Source organism: Streptomyces sp. NPDC005799, from assembly GCF_040630525.1.
GTDB lineage: Bacteria > Actinomycetota > Actinomycetes > Streptomycetales > Streptomycetaceae > Streptomyces > Streptomyces griseorubiginosus_B.
Genome location: NZ_JBEXXQ010000032.1, coordinates 1 through 15,901, shown reverse-complemented (window position 1 = coordinate 15,901; position 15,901 = coordinate 1). Strand labels below are relative to the sequence as shown.

Genomic DNA, 15,901 nt, shown 5'->3' with positions numbered 1-15,901 from the left:
CTTCGCACAGTCACGGAGACTCTCGATGCGCAGAACGCGCTCTACGGCGGCGCTCGTCGCCGCCGCCGTGGTGGCCGGCGGCCTGGCTCTCGCGAGCCCGGCGTACGCCGACCCCACCCCCGCGGGTACCTTCCGCCAGCTGGTCGGCGTGGGCTCCGACACCACCCAGGACGTGCTCAACGCCCTGGCCGGCGACACCGTGGCCGGCAAGAGCTACGCCGCCACCGCCGTGAAGTCGGCGAGCGGTGCCGGCGTCGCCTCCTACGACGCGATCGAGCCCGGCACCGGCTCCACCACGTCGACCATCACGACCCGTTCCGGCGGCCCGTCCTTCCTGCGCCCGAACGGATCCGGCAAGGGCCGTCTCGCCCTGAGCGAGTCGCTGACCGGCGACAAGTTCCCGGACTCCTCCGGCGTCGCCATCAAGGGCCAGGTCGACTTCGCGCGCTCCTCCAGCGGTCCGTCCTTCGCCGGCACCGCGCTCACCTACGTCCCGATGGCCCGTGACGCGATCGGCGTGGCGGTGCGCGGCTCCGGCCTGGACACCCTGACGGTGGCCCAGCTGCACGACATCTACGTCGGCACGCTCACCACGGTGAACGGCCAGACCGTGCACCCGAAGATCCCGCAGAGCGGTTCGGGCACGCGGAAGTTCTTCCTGTCCATCCTCGGCCTGCAGGACTCCGACCTCGCCCCCGGCGTCCAGGCGGTCCAGGAGAACCAGGGCAACAGCGCGCTCACCGAGGACGGCGCCCTCGTCCCGTTCTCCGTCGGCAGCTGGATCGCCCAGAACAACGGCGTGGCCCCCGACTACACCAAGACCTCGGTCGGCAACGGCGGTCACCTGGCCGCCATCCAGCTGCCGGGCGACGACGGCGCCACCAGCCCGGTGACCACGGTCAACGGCAAGCTCGCGCCCGTCCAGCCGTACTACGAGAACTCCACCTTCGGCCGCGACGTCTTCAACGTCGTGCCGACCCGGGCGATCGACCCGACGAGCATCTTCTTCGACAAGGACCTCTACGACGTCTTCGTCACCAGCGGCAGCCACACCGCCGCCCTGGCCTCCGACGACGCCGAGAAGGTCATCGCCTCCTTCGGCTTCGTCAACGAGTCGTACAACGGCTTCATCAACCTCGCCAACAAGCACGTCCACCAGGGCGGCCTGGAGGAGTCGGGCATCTCCACCGCCGTCCCCGCCGCGCCGGCGCTGAAGGCCACGCCGGGTGACGCGAGCCTGAAGCTGAGCTGGACCGCTCCGGCCGCCACCGCGTTTCCGCTGACCGACTACCGCGTCACGCTGACCGACGCGGACGGCGCGGTCGTCGCCGTCAAGGACCTGCCGGCCACCACGACCTCGTACAGCTTCACGGGTCTGGCCGTGGGCACGTACACCGCCACGGTCACCGGCGACAACATCAACGGCACCGGTGCCGCGTCCACCTGGACCGGCCCGGTCAAGTACCAGAGCGCCACCACCGCCGCGGTCGCCACGACCCCCTACGGCAAGGCCCCGAAGGTCGCCGTCACCGTGACCGGCAGCCACGGCGTGGCGCCCACCGGCAAGGTCACCGTCAAGGAGGGCGCCACCGTCCTCGGCAGCGGCACGCTGGACGCCTCCGGCAAGGTCACCGTGGCCCTGTCGAACCACCTCAAGGTCGCCACGCACTCCCTGACCGTCTCCTACGGCGGCGCCGCCAAGCTGAACTCCTCCTCTGCGACCGCCACCCTGAAGGTCACCAAGGCCACCGCCTCCATCGCGAGCACCGCGCCGGCCACGATCAGCCACACCGCGCGCGCCAAGGTCACCGTCAAGGTCACCGCGACCGGCACCACACCGACCGGCACCGTGAAGATCTACGAGGGCTCCAGGCTGCTCGGCACCGGCACGCTCAGCGGCGGCAAGGTGACGATCACCCTGCCGAAGCTGGCCCGGGGCAAGCACAGCCTGCACGCCACCTACTCGGGCTCCGCGACGGTGAACGCCAAGACCGGCCCCGTCTTCACGATCAAGTCCACCTGATCCATCTCCCACCGGGCTGCCGGGGAGGGCCCCTCCTCCCCGGCAGCCCCCCTCTCGAACTTCCCGAAGGAGGCGGGCCGCCGTGACACTCGCCGTACCCCTCACGCTCACGCGCGTCCGGAGCGTCACCGTCGTCCGCCATCTCGCCCGGGGCGGCCTGCTCAGCCTCGCCGCCCTGCTGCTCGGCATCACCGCCCAGCTGCTGCTGGTCAGCGGCATCCAGGAGCGGTCCGCGCAGCACTCCGCCTTCGACGAGCTGCGCGGCCAACTCGCCCTCGGAACCGCGCCGGTGGCGCAGACCGACCAGCAGGGCAGGCTGCTCGCGCCGGGCACGCCGGTCGCGATCGTCGACATCCCCAGGCTGGGGACGACGCAGGTGGTGCTGGAGGGCACCGACTCCTCGGTGCTGACCGACGGGCCCGGTCACCGTCGGGACACCCCGATGCCCGGGCAAGCCGGCACCAGCGTGCTGATGGGGCGGGCCGCGGCCTACGGCGGCCCGTTCCGCGGACTCGGCTCGCTGTCGTCCGGCGACCGGATCACCGTGGTCACCGGCCAGGGCAAGGCGACGTACCAGGTCCTGGACGTGCGCCGGGCCGGTGATCCGGCTCCCGCCCCCGTGGCCGCCGGCAAGGGGCGGCTGGTGCTGGTCACCGCGACCGGCGCCCGGTTCGTGCCGGCCGGGGTGCTGCGCGTCGACGCCGACCTGGTCTCCGCGCCCTTCCAGACGCCGGCGGCGGTGATCCGCACCGGCACGCTGCCCGGCTCCGAGGAGCCGCTGGCCGGGCCCTCCGGGGTGCCGTGGCCGCTGGTGATGTGGCTGCAGGCGCTGCTGCTGGCCGCCGTCGCCGCCGTGTGGACCTGGCACCGCTGGGGTCGCCACCAGACGTGGATCGTCTTCGCGCCCCTCGTCGCGGTGCTGGGCCTCCAGGTCGCAACGCGCACCACCGAACTCCTGCCGAACCTGCTGTGAGGTGTCCCAAGTGACCGAAGTGACCCACTCCCAGACCGACTCCCTGACCGACTCCCTGACCGACTCCCTGACCGACTCCCTGACCGACACGGTCGTCCTGCCGCCGGTGGAGACCGCCGCGGCGACCGCTCCCGCCACGATCGAGGCCCGGTCGGTCTCGGCCTGGTTCGGCGGGCACCAGGTGCTCAGCCAGGTGTCGCTGACCATGCCCGCGGGGCGGGTCACCGCGCTCATCGGGCCGTCCGGGTGCGGCAAGTCGACGTTCCTGCGCACGCTCAACCGGATGCACGAGCTGATCCCGGGGGCGCAGTTCGGGGGCGAGGTGCTCTTCGAGGGCGAGGACATCTACGACGCCTCCTGGCGGCTGACGGACGCCCGCCGCAGGATCGGCATGGTCTTCCAGAAGCCGAACCCGTTCCCGGCGATGTCGATCTACGACAACGTGGTGGCCGGCCTCCGGCTGACCGGCGCCCGCGCGAGCCGCCGCGAGAAGGACGAGCTGGTGGAGGAGTCGCTGTCCCGGGCCGGCCTGTGGAAGGAGGTCCGCGACCGGCTGCGCAAGCCGGGCGGCGCGCTCTCCGGCGGCCAGCAGCAACGGCTGTGCATCGCCCGGGCGTTGGCGGTACGGCCCCGGGTGCTGCTGATGGACGAGCCCTGCTCGGCGCTGGACCCCACCTCGACCCGCCGTGTCGAGGAGACCATCCACGAGCTCGCCGACCAGGTGACGGTCGTGATCGTCACCCACAACATGCAGCAGGCGGCCCGCGTCTCCCAGCAGTGCGCCTTCTTCCTCGCCGAGCAGGGCACCCCCGGCGGCATCGTCGAGGCGGGCCCGACGGACGACGTCTTCGGCACCCCGAAGGACCAGCGCACGGCGGACTACGTGGCGGGCCGCTTCGGCTGACGGGGGTTTCTGGCGGTCGTGGCCACACGTGGTTGTGTCGATCAGGCCGTGAGCGGTTCATGCAGGCGCGCGGCCCGGGGGTTTCCCAGCCGGGCGTTTTGCGTGGGCGGCGGCCAGGATCGCGTCGATCGCCTCCACCGCCCGGTGGGGTCAGTCCGAATCGGAGGCGACGATGCGCATGCTCGACCTCTCCTTTCGCGGCGTTTGGGTCGATAATCGAGCCATGAGTACGGCGACGTTTGTCATGGCGGCCACGTCGGTGGACGTAAGCCACGTGGTCGGCGCCTTCATCGGTGGCCTGGTCATCGCCGGTGCCCTGGTCTGGGCCTTCTGGTTCGGCATGCGGGTGCGCGACCGCGAGCTGCCGCGGCCGCTCCCGGACGAGCAGCCACACCTCCCCGACGGCGGAGCCGTCCGCGAGATGCGCGAGGTGCGCGAACCGGACGAGGTGCCGCTCTCCGAGGACGGGAAACGGCTGATGCCCCACGAGATGCATCGCTCGTCGAGCAGGACGGGCAAGGACCAGCACCGACGGCGCTGGATGCCCGGCTCCAGCGGCTCCTTCGGCAGCGGCGGCCTGGGCGTGCGCTAGCCCCGCGGCGGGAGCCGCCGGCTCAGGCCATCCAGAAGAAGACGGCCGTCATCCGCTTGTCCTCCAGCGTGCTGCCGGAGTAGCCGGTCGCGCTGTGCACCAGGTTGGCGTGGTACAGCAGCAGCCGGTTGTACTTGTGCGGGACCCGTACGTCCTCCTCGAAGTGGTCCCCGGGCACGAACCGGGTGCCGAGCGCCTCGACGAGGTTGTTGTGCGGCGCCTGGACGATGTTGCCGCCGAGCCGTCCGCCGGGCAGCGACTGGCGGTAGAAGGCGGTGCCGCAGTCCTTGCCGACGCCGGGGTTGAGATACAGCACGGCCGCGTACCGGCACAGCGCCCGTGAGTCGGTGTGCGGCCGCGGCTCGCTCTCGCCCTCGCCGACGACCTGGACGCAGTTGTGGTTGAGCGTGCCGCCGCCGGGCGCCCGCTGCACCCACAGGTCCCTCGCCCCGGTCGCCTTCCTCACCAGGCGCTCGACGCGGGCGAGTTCGTCCGGCTCCAGGCCCGGCATGGTGCGCAGGCCCGGCCAGGTCTCCGAGGTGTACGGGTAGCCCTTGACCCAGTCGTCCTTCGCCAGACAGCGCTCCCGTACGGCGTCCACGTCCGGCAGGACGTCGTCGATGACCCAGTAGTCACGGCCCTTGGTGGGCTTGCGGTAGGGCAGGACGGGAAGAGCCGCGGGGACCCTGGGAGCGGGCTGTGGGGGCATGAGCCGAATCTAGGTCGGGGATTCCCCCGCGCTCTCCCGTGAACGGGTCAACATTCCGTCAACGCCTTGTCATGACCACCGAAGGACCGGACCGCCAACTCCCCGGAGACATGGCTCACATCCCCGGGTTTTTACCAAACCAAAAGGTTCCGCGCCCGGGTCGGGTCCGTATTCCACACCGTCCTACCCCGCCGCGCGACGGCGGATCCCCGACCGGGCAGGAGGCACGGTGCGCTTTTCGCGGAACGCGACGGGAACTCTCTTCGTGGGCGGTGCTCTGAGTCTGACTCTGGCCGCGCTCGCCTATCCCGCGATGCTCGGGGTGAACACCGTGTCGGCCTCAGGAACGAGAGTCATCGCTCAGACCCAGTGGGGTCCGCTGACGGAGTCGGACCGCGACTTCGTGGTCAAGGTGCGCGCGGCCGGTCTGTGGGAGTACCCCGTGGGCCAACTGGGCCTGCAGAAGGGCCAGAGCCAGGCGGTCAAGATCGCCAGCAAGCACCTGATCGACGGTCACGCGGCGCTGGACGCCAGCTGCCGCAAGATCAGCACGATGCTGAACATCACGATCCCCAACATCGCGAGCCCCCAGCAGGTTGGCTTCGTCAACACCCTCAAGGCGGACAGCGGCAAGCAGTTCGACACGGACTTCGCCAACATCCTGCGGGTGACGCACGGTTCGATCTTCAACACGATCGCGAAGATCCGCTCCACGACCAAGAACACGGTGGTGCGCGCCCTGGCCGACCAGGCCAACGCGACGGTCCTGGACCACATCACGGTCATGGAGCAGACCGGGCTGGTCAACTTCGACCAGGTGCTCTTCCAGGAGACCACCCCGCCGAAGCTGCCCGCCAAGGACCTGACCCCGCCGCCCCCGCTCGCGGGCCAGCCCCAGATCGTGCTCACCCCGCCGGTGGACACCACCACCCAGCCCCCCATCCTGCCCGGCGAGTCCTCGCCCGGCACGGGCGGCGCGGGCGGCACCGCGGCCAGCCCCAGCCCGACGGTGGGATAGCCCCCACGGGAACGGTCGTACGACCCCTGCGGGAACGGTCGTACGGCCCCTGCGGGACAGGAGGTTCGGGTGGCCGAACAGAAGCGGATCCGCCCGTTCCTACTGTGGCGTAATCGTGATGGCTGGTTGAACTTCCGGCGCGTCACCGCAGGTTGACAGCGTTCGGCCGGGAGATCCACCATGTGAGCACACTGAGGCGCATGTGACCAATGGGCCCGGTGTTTTCACAGACCATTCTCCCCGGCACGGCCGGCCGCCGCATGCTTTCCCGCGCCGCCGTGCCCGGGTCAGGCACGCCAAGATGGGGATCCGCATGACCATAGCGAGACGTGTCACCGTGCGCCGCCTCATGGGGACGGGCGCCGCGTCGCTCGCCCTGTGCGCCGCAACCGTCGCCGCCGCCTCCGGCGCCTGGGCCCACGGCGGAACTCCGGGCGGTGACGGCTGGAAGGCCGGCGGCTCCTACAAGCCCGGCACGGGTGCCGGCACCAAGACGGAGGCCGACCGCTGCCAGTTCTCGCTGGACGGCACGGACTTCTACGACTCGGTGAAGGTCGACGACCAGACGCTGAAGCCCACCGACGACGGCAAGGTCCACATCAAGGTCCGTACCGCCGGTGACGCCTCCACCTGCACCGCCTCGCTCGCCTCCTACCTCGCGCACGGCGCGACCTTCGCGACCTCGGGGCAGCAGGTCTTCGTCGACTTCGACACCGTGACGGTGAAGCCCGGGCAGACCGACTCGCTGGACATCGCGGTGCCGGACGCGGGCTGCTTCGCGCAGATCGACCTCTACCGCGGCGCCACCAAGTTCGACGGCAAGCTGGACGCCAAGGACGGGTTCCAGCACGGCGACCTGCCGGCCGGCCCGGACCACGCGGTCATCAAGGACAAGCTGATCGCGTCCTGGAACGGCGGTACGAAGGACTGCACGACCACCGAGTCGCAGCCCCCGAGCACCCCGCCGGCCTCCACCCCGGCCTCCACGCCGCCGTCGACGCCCCCGGCGTCCGAGAGCGCCACCCCGACGCCGAGTGCCTCCGAGTCGACGCCGTCCTCGACCGACACCCCGGTCGCCTCCGCGTCCACCACCGTCCCGGCGGCCACGCCGAACGGCGGTGGCGGCGGCCTCGCCGAGACCGGCGGCGGCAGCAACTCCGGCCTGATCGCCGGCGGCGCGGCGGCGCTCCTCGCGGGCGGCGCGGCGATCGTCGTCGCGAGCAAGCGCCGCCGCGGCGCCCGCTCCTGAACCACCCCCGAAGACGAACGCCCCGGAGATCCCCCGCTCCGGGGCGTTCGTCGCACGCGGCACCGCGCCGTCGGCTGTCACGTGCCGTCGGCGGTCACGTGCCGTCGGCGGTCACGTGCCGTCGGCTGTGCAGTGTTTGAGGAGGAGGCGGGTGTCCTCGTCGACCACGCGGTAGCGGACGACGCGGCCCTCCTTCTCGCCGGCGACCACCCCGGCCGCCCGCAGCAGGCGCAGGGCCTGGGAGACGGCGGGGTCGTTCATGCCGGTCGCGATGGCGAGGTCGGAGACGGCGAGCGGGCCGGTGCGGTGCAGGGCGAGCAGCAGCGCGAGCCGTTTGGGATCGGCGAGCAGCGAGAAGCGGTCGGCCCAGGTGCGCACATGGGCCTCGTCACCGATGGCGGCGATGGCGTCGCACACCCGGTGGCCGTCGATGGTGCGGCGGTCCGCGCGGTCGGCCGGGACGAGATGCATGCGCACATCCTCGCAGGCGCGCCTCTGTGATCTTCGATACCTGCACAGGTACGCAGCTATGCAGGAAGGGCCGCTCCCCCCTACGGTGGGCGGGCCGTGGTGTTCGGGAAGTCGGTGCGATACCGACGCGGCCCTCGCCACTGTGATCGGGAAGTCACCGGTCCACGTCCCGCAGGGGACAGCCACTGGCCGTTTCACCACGGCCGGGAAGGCGGACCGGGGACGCACGACCCGTCAGCCAGGAGACCGGCCACGGCATCTCACGAAGTGATCCACGAGGTGCTGGAGCGTGAACATGGCCGACGCCGCTTCTTTCCGCTGGCGGCGCGAGGACACCGTCAAGACCGTGGGGCTGGTGGCGGTGATCGCCGCCCTCCATGTCGCCGCCTTCGGGATCCTCTTCCTCCTCGTCGTCCCCGGCCACTACGAGGTCGGCTCCAAGGCCTTCGGCATCGGCCTCGGCGTCACCGCCTACACGCTGGGCGTGCGGCACGCCTTCGACGCCGACCACATCGCCGCGATCGACAACACCACCCGCAAGCTGATGGCCGACGGCAAACGGCCGGTGTCGGTGGGCTTCTGGTTCGCGCTGGGGCACTCCAGCGTGGTCGTGGTGCTGGCCGCCATGATCGCGGGCGGCACGGCGCTCGCCGGCAAGGTCATGAACGAGAACTCAAGCACCCACAAGGTGCTGGGCTTCCTCGGTACGACGATCTCGGGCACGTTCCTCTACATCATCGCCGCGCTCAACCTGGTGGCCCTGATGGGCATCCTGAAGGTCTTCAAGGCGATGCGGGCGGGGACGTACGACGAGTCGGAGCTCGAGGCGCACCTGGATTCCCGGGGCTTCATGAACCGGATCCTCGGCCGCCTCACCAGGTCGATCACCCGCCCGGGCCAGATGTACCCCCTGGGCTTCCTCTTCGGGCTCGGCTTCGACACCGCGACCGAGGTCACGCTGATGGTGATGGCGGGCTCCGGCGCGGCGGCGGGGCTGCCCTGGTACGCGGTCCTGTGCCTGCCGCTGCTCTTCGCGGCCGGGATGAGCCTGTTCGACACGCTGGACGGCACGTTCATGAACTTCGCCTACCAGTGGGCCTTCTCCAACCCGGTCCGCAAGGTCTTCTACAACCTGACCATCACCGGTCTGTCCATCGCCGTGGCCTTCTTCATCGGCACGATCGAGCTGGTGGGCGTCCTGCACGAGAAGTTCGACCTGACCGACTCGGTCACGGGCTGGATCGCCGACCTCGACCTGGACAACGTCGGCTACGTCATCGTCGGCCTGTTCGTGGTGGTGTGGGCGGCTGCGCTGACCTACTGGCGGCTGGCGAAGGTGGAACAGAAGTGGTCGGTGCGGACGGCGGAAACCCCGTGACCCGCACCGCCCTTGCCGGCCGGCACGCCGTCACTGCCTCTCGACCGCCGACAGCCACAGCTTGACGAAGCGGGACACATCCACGTCCAGGGCGACGTCGACCAGGGGCTGTTCGCGGGCGCCCTCGTGGATCTCGGACTCGCCGGGGCGGGCGCGGCGGTCGACGATCGTCTGACCCCGGGTGGGTCCGGGAGCGAGGGAGACCTCGACGGGGAGCAGGCTGGTGGTGATGCCGGCCGGGTCGGCCACGGAGCAGACCGCGCCCGCGTCACCGAGCCCGCCGGCGATCTCGTCGCTGTCCGGGTCCGGCGAGGACGGGCGGTGGGCGAGGAGTTCACCGGCGAGACGGGTGCCGGGCTCCGCGCTCGCCCGCAGCCGTCTTACGTCCGCGCCCGGCACCACGACCCGCTGGAAGACGTCGAGGCCGTACATCGTGATCGGCACGCCGGCGGTGAGCAGGACGGCGGCGGCCTCCGGGTCGTGCCAGACGTTGAACTCGGCGACCGCCGTGGCGTTCCCGGTCGCGACCGCGCCGCCCATGAAGACGATGCGCTCGATGTTGCGGACCACGTCCGGGTGCGTCCGCAGCAGCAGCGCGATGTTGGTCAGGGGCGCCGTCGGGACCAGCGTCACCGGGCGTGGCGAGGCGAGGATCTCGCGGCGCAGCAGCGTCACGGCGTCCACGTCGGCCGGGGCGCGGGTCGGCGCGGGCAGGCCGATGTCGCCCATGCCGTCCACCCCGTGCACATGCCGTGCCGTGCGCACCGCCTCGATCAACGGCCGCTCGGCGCCCCGTCCCACGGGGATCTCCGGGGCACCGGCCTGCTCCAGCACGGTGAGGGTGTTGCGCACCACGCCGTCCACGTCCGTGTTCCCGGCGACACAGGTCACCGCCCGCAGATCGATCCCCGGGTGCCGCACCGCGAACAGCAGGGCGAGGGCGTCGTCGACACCGGTGTCACAGTCGATGATCACCGGAACGGGCTGACCGGTCACAGCGGACTCCCTCTTCGCCACACCATCAGGACGAGACCGACCTTAAGCCCTGCGCACACCCCCCCAACGTGATGCCGCCGGCGGCGAGGATCGCCGCCTTCAACCCCTGGAGCCCCACGGCCCGCTCCGCGCCCGTGGGCGTCCGCATCGCCAGGACGGTTCGTGGTGGAGGGCGTGCTGCCCGGCGAGTTGGCCACCCGCCGAGCGGCAGACCGGCGGTGGTGGCTCGCTCGCGGCTATGCGGGCGCCCACAAGGCGGCGCTCCTGGCGGCCACCTGGGCGTCGATCCGGCGCACTAGTTCCTCCGCCGGGAGGGCTCCGGGGCGGGTTCCGTCGCGGAGGCGCGGGGCTGCCAGGCCCTCGGTTGCCTCTTGTTCGCCGATCACCGCCTGGTAGGGGACCAGACGGGCGGCCCGGACGCGGGCGCCGAGGGAGCCGTGCTCGGGGCCGACGAGCTCTGCCCGCAGACCACGGGCGACGGCCCTGGTCAGGAGGGCCTGCGCCGGCGGGCGCTGCCGCTCGGACACCGGAAGCACCACCAGTTGGACGGGGGTGAGCCAGGCGGGGAAGGCGCCGCCGTGCTGTTCGACGAGGTGCGCGACCGCCCGCTCCATGCTGCCGATGACGCTGCGGTGCACCATGACCGGCCGGTGCCGCGCCCCGTCCGCGCCGATGTAGTGCAGGTCGAAGCGTTCGGGCTGGTGGAAGTCGATCTGCACGGTGGACAGGGTCGACTCGCGCCCGGCCGGGTCGGTGATCTGCACGTCGATCTTGGGGCCGTAGAAGGCGGCCTCGCCCTCGACCGCGTCGTAGGCGACGCCGGCGCCTCCCAGCACCTCGCGGAGCAGGGCGGTGGCCCGTTCCCAAAGGGCCGGGTCCGCGACGTACTTGCCGCCCTCGCCGGGGAGGGAGAGCCGGTAACGGGCGGCTCGGATGCCCAGGTCCGCGTAGGCCCGCCCGATCAACTCCAGGGCCCCGCGCGCCTCTTCCACCGCCTGCTGAAGGGTGCAGAAGACATGGGCGTCGTTGAGCTGGATGGACCGCACCCGGGTCAGCCCGCCGAGCACCCCGGACGGCTCGGAGCGGTACATGCCGCCCAGCTCGGCGATGCGCAAGGGAAGTTCGCGGTAGCTGTGGGACCGGGAGCGGTAGATCAGGGCGTGGTGGGGACACAGGCTCGGGCGCAGCACGACCTCCCCGCCACCCAGCCGCATCGGCGGGAACATGTCGTCGCCGTAGTGCGCCCAGTGCCCGGAGATCTCGTACAGCTCGCGTTTGCCGAGCACCGGCGAGTACACGTGCCGGTACCCGGCCGCCCGCTCCAGCCCCCGCACGTACTCCTCCAGCACGTGCCGCACGGTCGCGCCGTCGGGCAGCCAGTACGGCAGCCCCGCGCCCATCAGCGGATCGGTGTCGAACAACGCCAGTTCACGGCCGAGACGTCGGTGGTCGTGCATGGTCCTCCTCCTCACTCGGGAGGGACGGGCGACCCGGGCGACGCATGACGAAGCCCCGGGGCACTCGCCCCGGGGCTTCGGACATCCAGTCCGGTGTTCAGCGCGCCGGGACGTTCTCCGGCGTCGTCGTGGAAAAGGCTTGGGCGCGCTGCATGGCGGTGACCGTAGCGCGAGGACGGCCGGGGCCGCGAGGGATTAACGCTCCTCGTAACCCGTACGGCCCGGCTCGGTGGTGGGCCGTCGGAGGCGGTGGTCCCGTGGGAGACGTACACCGTCCTGTACGTCGGTCAGGAGCCCCCGATGCCCCGCACCCCCGCCCGCGTCCTCGCCGCCTCCGCCCTCACCGCCGCCGTCCTCGCCGGCGCGAGCGCCTGTACGGCTCTGACGAACGGGGCGGAGCAGCCGGTGCGGGGTGCCTCCCCGACCGCGAAACCCTCGCCGACCGCCCCCACCGCGCCACCCGCCCTCACCGAGGCGCAGGCGCAGGCCGCGCTGGTCACGGCCGCGGACCTGGGGGATCCCTGGGCGCCCACCCAGGGGGCGGCGACCTGGCGGGACGGGGTGCTGAAGGCGACCACCGACGCGTCCGACTGCCGTCGGCTGCTGGACGCCCTGTACGCCGACGACCTGTTCGGCACCGACGCCCAGGTCCGGGCCGTGGTGGGGCTCGACGACGCCCTCGACCAGGCCCAGCTGCGCTACCAGGTGCTGACGCTGGACGCGGGGGACGTGTCGCGGACCCTGGACTGGATGCGGACGCTGCCGCGGACATGCGGACGGTTCACGGCCGTCACCCAGTACGGGGCCGTGCAGGGCGTACAGGTCACGGAGGCGCGGCTGCCCGAGGTCGGGGACGCCCGGCAGGGGCTGCGGGTCACGCTGACCGGCGCGGCGGCGGACGGCGAGCCGACCGTGCTGACACTGGACGTCGCCGCGGTCCGGGCCGGCGAGGACACCGTCGCCGTCACCGCCGGCGGCCTCGGGGACGTCTCCCCCGACGTGACCGCGACGGCCGTGCAGAAGGGCCTCCAACGCCTTGCCGACGTACGCAAGCAGGGCCGCGCACAGGTCTGAGCGGGTCTGAGCGCCACGGACCCGCGGAGCGCTCAGAAGGGCTCCGAGGTCTCCTCCATCAGTTCCCGTGGGTCGAGTCTGCGTTCGGCGAGGGCGCGGGCGACCGTCGACAGGGAGAGCTGCCGTTTCTCCGCGTGCCGGCGCAGCAGTTCGTGAGCCTGGGTGAGGGAGATGCCCACGGTCTCCGCGAGCAGGCCCTTGGCCAGTTCCACGGTCGCCTTGGCGGAGACCGCCGCCTGCAGGGACGTCAGCAGGTCGTGCGGGCGCCTGGGCGCGGCCGGCCAGTGGGTCAGAGTGAGGGCGGCGATGTCGCTCATGCCCTGGGCGACGACGAGGTCGTCGGCCGGCAGCACGTCGCTGTGCCGGTTCGCCAGCGCCACCGCGCCGATCGGACGGCCGTCCAGGCGCAGGGGCAGCACGTGCATGGAGGCGTAACCGGCGGCCAGCGCGCACGCGGTGTACTCCGGCCAGCGGCCACCGGAGCGCAGATCGTCCGCGTCGACCGGCTCCCCGGTGCGGTAGCAGTCGATGGACGGCCCCTGGTCCCGCTGCACCTGGAACAGGTCGAGGCGGCCGAGCCCGTCCTCGGAGGCGGACATGGCGCGCAGCTCGCCCCGTGAGTCCGCCATCACCACCCCGACGGCGTCCACGGCCAGCAGGCCGAGGCAGTGCTCGCCGAGCCGGGCGAACAGGTCGAGCGGGTCGAAGTGCGCAGCGAGGGTGTCCGCCAGATCGACGAAGGCACGCGTCAGCCGCAGCTCGCGGTTCATCCGGTCCTCCTCACACCGACACTACGCCTGTTCACCGGTCGTCGTGCCGGAGCGTCCTCAGTCACGGTCGAACCTCTTCCTGTGCATGACGATGTCGCGCGCCACCTCGAGCGCCGTGCGGTTCTGCGCGAACGCGCGGGCGCGCAGCCGGGCCAGCGCCTCGTCGGAGTCGACCCCGAGCTGCGCCATGATCATGCCGATGGCCTGGTAGACCTCGTCGTGATCGGCGGCGAGGCCGCTCAGCCAGGGTTCGTCTCCGCCCGGCGGTCCATTCTCCGCCTGCCGGGGCAGCGCCATCAGCGCGATCGTCATGACGCTGGCGACCAGCAGGGCGGTGCGCACCTCGCGCTCGGTCAGCTCGCCGGGGGTGTCGCGGTACAGGTCGAGCGTGCCCACGCAGACGGCGTCGTTGCCCAGCGGCACCGAGTACACGGCGCAGACGCCGAGGGAGGTCGCCTCGTGCGCGAACACGGGCCAGCGGCGTGCGTCCGGGCCGTCCGTCAGATCGGAGGCGAGGACCGGGGCGCCGATCTCGGCGGCGTACATGCACGGTCCGTCACCCAGGGTGGCCTGCACCTCGGCGAGGTGGGCCGCGTGGTCGTCGCTGGCGCTGAGCTGTATCGGCATGCCGTCGCTGCGCAGGGAGACGCTGGCACCGGCCACCGGCAGCAGCTTGACCGCGACCGTGCAGAGCCGGCCGGGGATCTCGTGGGGTTCGGCGCCCCGCACCCCCTCGGCGATCACGTCGGCGGCCCGGATCCGGTCGATCCGGCGCTCCGCCGGTGCGTCGGCACCGCCGCGACGCGGATCGTCTCCCTGTCCGTCACCGTAGAAGCCGTCGCGGTCGTCCCTGGGCCGCACGGCCACCGCCTCCTTCAATCGCAGCGCGGCCATTATCGACCACGGTTCCCCGGGGCGGGTTCACCCGGGGGAGGGTTCGTGAATCGTGGCGAGCCCGCTCAGGGGCGCACTCCGAATACCCGTCGGCCGAGGGGCGAAACGTCGTCGTGTCCTCGCCACCCAGCGGTGACCTGCGCGGTGCCGGAGGGCGCGGGGAAGGAAGCTCGCCCGTGACACCGGTGACGTACTCGGCGGCGACGTCGCGCAGCTTCATGTTCCGGCGCTGGGAGGCGCGGGTGAGGAGCTCGAATGCCTCGTCGGCGGTGCAGCGGCGGCCGGCCATGATCACGCCGAGGGCCTGGTCGATGACGGCGCGCGAGACGATCGCGCGCTGCAGATCCATGCTGAACTGCAGCTGGCCCGCGAACTTCAGGGCGACGCCGAGCGCGCCCGAGGCATGGCCGGCGAGCACGACGGCCTGCTCACGCACCGGCTCGGTGAAGGAGCGGGCGTCGGTGGAGTACAGGTTCATCACGCCGGCCACCTGCTGGCGGGGCGGGGACAGCGGCAGCGCGAGCATGCTGCGCATCCCGATCTCCCGGGCGAGGTCGGGAAAGGCCCCGAAGCGGTCCTCGTCGTCGACGTCGTCGATGCGGTGCGGCACCCCCGTGCGCAGGGTGCGCAGACAGGGGCCCTCACCGGCCTCGTACTGGCGCTGGTCGAAGCGGTCCACCAGCTCGTCGCTCGCGGCGGCGGTGTAGGGGTGGGAGTGGTCCTCGGCGGTCAGGGTGACCGAACAGTGCGCCGGTACGGGCAGCGAGGTCGCGGCGAGGCCGACGAGTTCCCGCAGGAACTCGTCCAGCCGGTCGGCCTCCAGGAGCAGGGTCTGCAGGCGGGCAAGGAGCCGCTCGCCGTCGCCCGGCCCGGCGGATCGCGGCTGCGTCATGGGGTGGAGCCCCTCTCGTGGCAAGGAAACCGAAGCCGCCCCCGAGTACCCGGGACTCGCGGAACCAGCCCGGAAGCGGCTTCCCGGACCGGTCTTCACCCGCGCGGGCACCGCTCGCTGCCGTCGGCTGTGGTGCGTGTCAGGCAGCGGCCGCACGAGGGCGAGCCCGGTGGCGCCGCGCCCGGGTGGACTTCACGGGCGGTGTGCCGGGCTCTGGCCGGCTCCCGGTGCGAGCCCTTCTTCCGCCCCGGGCCGCACGGTGCCGTTCCGCACCGCCGACCCGTCCCGCCGGACCGCCCCCGAGCCCTCGTCCCCGTGACCGCCACGCCGACCGGGGCGTCTCCCGCCGTCCCGGGCGGGCACGGGGGCTTCCCGGGCGGGCGCGCGTACGGGGAGCGGCGCGCCCTCGCCCGGCGGCCCCCCCCCACCACCCGGCGGTGGGCGCCCCCCCAGCCCCGGTGGCCGGGGGGGCCCCGTCACAGGGGGGGGTGGGCCCGGGGC

15 protein-coding genes and 1 riboswitch are annotated in these 15,901 nt (G+C 72.2%); of the genes, 8 read left to right on the top strand and 7 right to left on the bottom strand.

From position 1 onward, the window contains the following. The first annotated feature begins 25 nt into the window (after nt 1-25). The 4 genes from ABZ453_RS28635 (at nt 26) to ABZ453_RS28620 (ending at nt 4,492) form a co-directional block, all read left to right on the top strand. Complete coding sequence (locus ABZ453_RS28635) at nt 26-2,023, top strand: Ig-like domain repeat protein (protein ID WP_359019138.1); 1,998 nt, start codon at nt 26-28, stop codon at nt 2,021-2,023. A gap of 82 nt (nt 2,024-2,105) precedes the next feature. Then, nucleotides 2,106-2,996, top strand: a complete 891-nt coding sequence (locus ABZ453_RS28630) for a sortase (RefSeq protein WP_359019136.1) — start codon at nt 2,106-2,108, stop codon at nt 2,994-2,996. Nucleotides 2,997-3,135: 139 nt separating this feature from the next. Next, on the top strand, nt 3,136-3,900 hold the full coding sequence (gene pstB, locus ABZ453_RS28625; RefSeq protein ID WP_308286651.1) for a phosphate ABC transporter ATP-binding protein PstB: 765 nt from the start codon (nt 3,136-3,138) through the stop codon (nt 3,898-3,900). Nucleotides 3,901-4,123: 223 nt separating this feature from the next. After that, entirely contained in the window at nt 4,124-4,492 is a 369-nt protein-coding gene (locus tag ABZ453_RS28620) for a DUF6479 family protein (protein WP_359019134.1), read from the top strand. Between the two features lie 22 nt (nt 4,493-4,514). Here the strand turns inward: ABZ453_RS28620 and ABZ453_RS28615 are convergent, their stop codons facing one another. Next, nucleotides 4,515-5,201: a DUF6445 family protein gene (locus ABZ453_RS28615; protein WP_359019132.1), complete on the bottom strand. Its 687-nt coding sequence runs from the start codon at nt 5,199-5,201 to the stop codon at nt 4,515-4,517. Nucleotides 5,202-5,466: 265 nt separating this feature from the next. Between ABZ453_RS28615 and ABZ453_RS28610 the strand changes: the two genes are divergently transcribed. Both ABZ453_RS28610 and ABZ453_RS28605 read left to right on the top strand, forming a co-directional pair. Further along, a complete protein-coding gene (locus ABZ453_RS28610) occupies nt 5,467-6,219 on the top strand; it encodes a DUF4142 domain-containing protein (protein ID WP_356771708.1) in 753 nt (250 codons plus the stop codon). A gap of 313 nt (nt 6,220-6,532) precedes the next feature. Continuing rightward, on the top strand, nt 6,533-7,468 hold the full coding sequence (locus ABZ453_RS28605) for an LAETG motif-containing sortase-dependent surface protein (protein ID WP_359019130.1): 936 nt from the start codon (nt 6,533-6,535) through the stop codon (nt 7,466-7,468). A gap of 111 nt (nt 7,469-7,579) precedes the next feature. On the opposite strand, the gene ABZ453_RS28600 is transcribed toward ABZ453_RS28605, so the two are convergent. After that, nucleotides 7,580-7,939 carry a metalloregulator ArsR/SmtB family transcription factor gene (locus ABZ453_RS28600; RefSeq protein ID WP_356771662.1) on the bottom strand — a complete coding sequence of 120 codons (360 nt, stop codon included), beginning with the start codon at nt 7,937-7,939 and terminating at the stop codon, nt 7,580-7,582. 80 nt (nt 7,940-8,019) lie between these two features. Further along, nucleotides 8,020-8,209, top strand: a riboswitch (cobalamin riboswitch). A gap of 25 nt (nt 8,210-8,234) precedes the next feature. On the opposite strand from ABZ453_RS28600, the gene ABZ453_RS28595 reads away from it, so the two are divergent. Beyond that, nucleotides 8,235-9,317 carry a HoxN/HupN/NixA family nickel/cobalt transporter gene (locus ABZ453_RS28595; protein ID WP_359019321.1) on the top strand — a complete coding sequence of 361 codons (1,083 nt, stop codon included), beginning with the start codon at nt 8,235-8,237 and terminating at the stop codon, nt 9,315-9,317. Between the two features lie 30 nt (nt 9,318-9,347). Here ABZ453_RS28595 and ABZ453_RS28590 read toward each other — a convergent pair whose 3' ends face one another. Beyond that, nucleotides 9,348-10,313 carry a nucleoside hydrolase gene (locus tag ABZ453_RS28590; protein WP_359019128.1) on the bottom strand — a complete coding sequence of 322 codons (966 nt, stop codon included), beginning with the start codon at nt 10,311-10,313 and terminating at the stop codon, nt 9,348-9,350. A 236-nt stretch (nt 10,314-10,549) separates the two neighbouring features. Then, complete coding sequence (gene thrS, locus ABZ453_RS28585) at nt 10,550-11,785, bottom strand: threonine--tRNA ligase (protein WP_359019126.1); 1,236 nt, start codon at nt 11,783-11,785, stop codon at nt 10,550-10,552. Between the two features lie 285 nt (nt 11,786-12,070). Here thrS and ABZ453_RS28580 point away from each other — a divergent pair, with 285 nt between their 5' ends. Then, nucleotides 12,071-12,844, top strand: a complete 774-nt coding sequence (locus ABZ453_RS28580; protein ID WP_359019124.1) for a hypothetical protein — start codon at nt 12,071-12,073, stop codon at nt 12,842-12,844. Between the two features lie 32 nt (nt 12,845-12,876). On the opposite strand, the gene ABZ453_RS28575 is transcribed toward ABZ453_RS28580, so the two are convergent. From ABZ453_RS28575 to ABZ453_RS28565, 3 genes are read right to left on the bottom strand one after another with little or no spacing between them, the layout of a single operon-like run. Beyond that, nucleotides 12,877-13,614 carry a GAF and ANTAR domain-containing protein gene (locus ABZ453_RS28575; RefSeq protein WP_359019122.1) on the bottom strand — a complete coding sequence of 246 codons (738 nt, stop codon included), beginning with the start codon at nt 13,612-13,614 and terminating at the stop codon, nt 12,877-12,879. 57 nt (nt 13,615-13,671) lie between these two features. Continuing rightward, complete coding sequence (locus tag ABZ453_RS28570; protein ID WP_359019120.1) at nt 13,672-14,481, bottom strand: GAF and ANTAR domain-containing protein; 810 nt, start codon at nt 14,479-14,481, stop codon at nt 13,672-13,674. After that, nucleotides 14,438-15,400, bottom strand: a complete 963-nt coding sequence (locus ABZ453_RS28565) for a GAF and ANTAR domain-containing protein (protein WP_359019118.1) — start codon at nt 15,398-15,400, stop codon at nt 14,438-14,440. Before ABZ453_RS28565 ends, ABZ453_RS28570 begins: the two co-directional genes overlap by 44 nt. Nucleotides 15,401-15,901 lie beyond the last annotated feature (501 nt).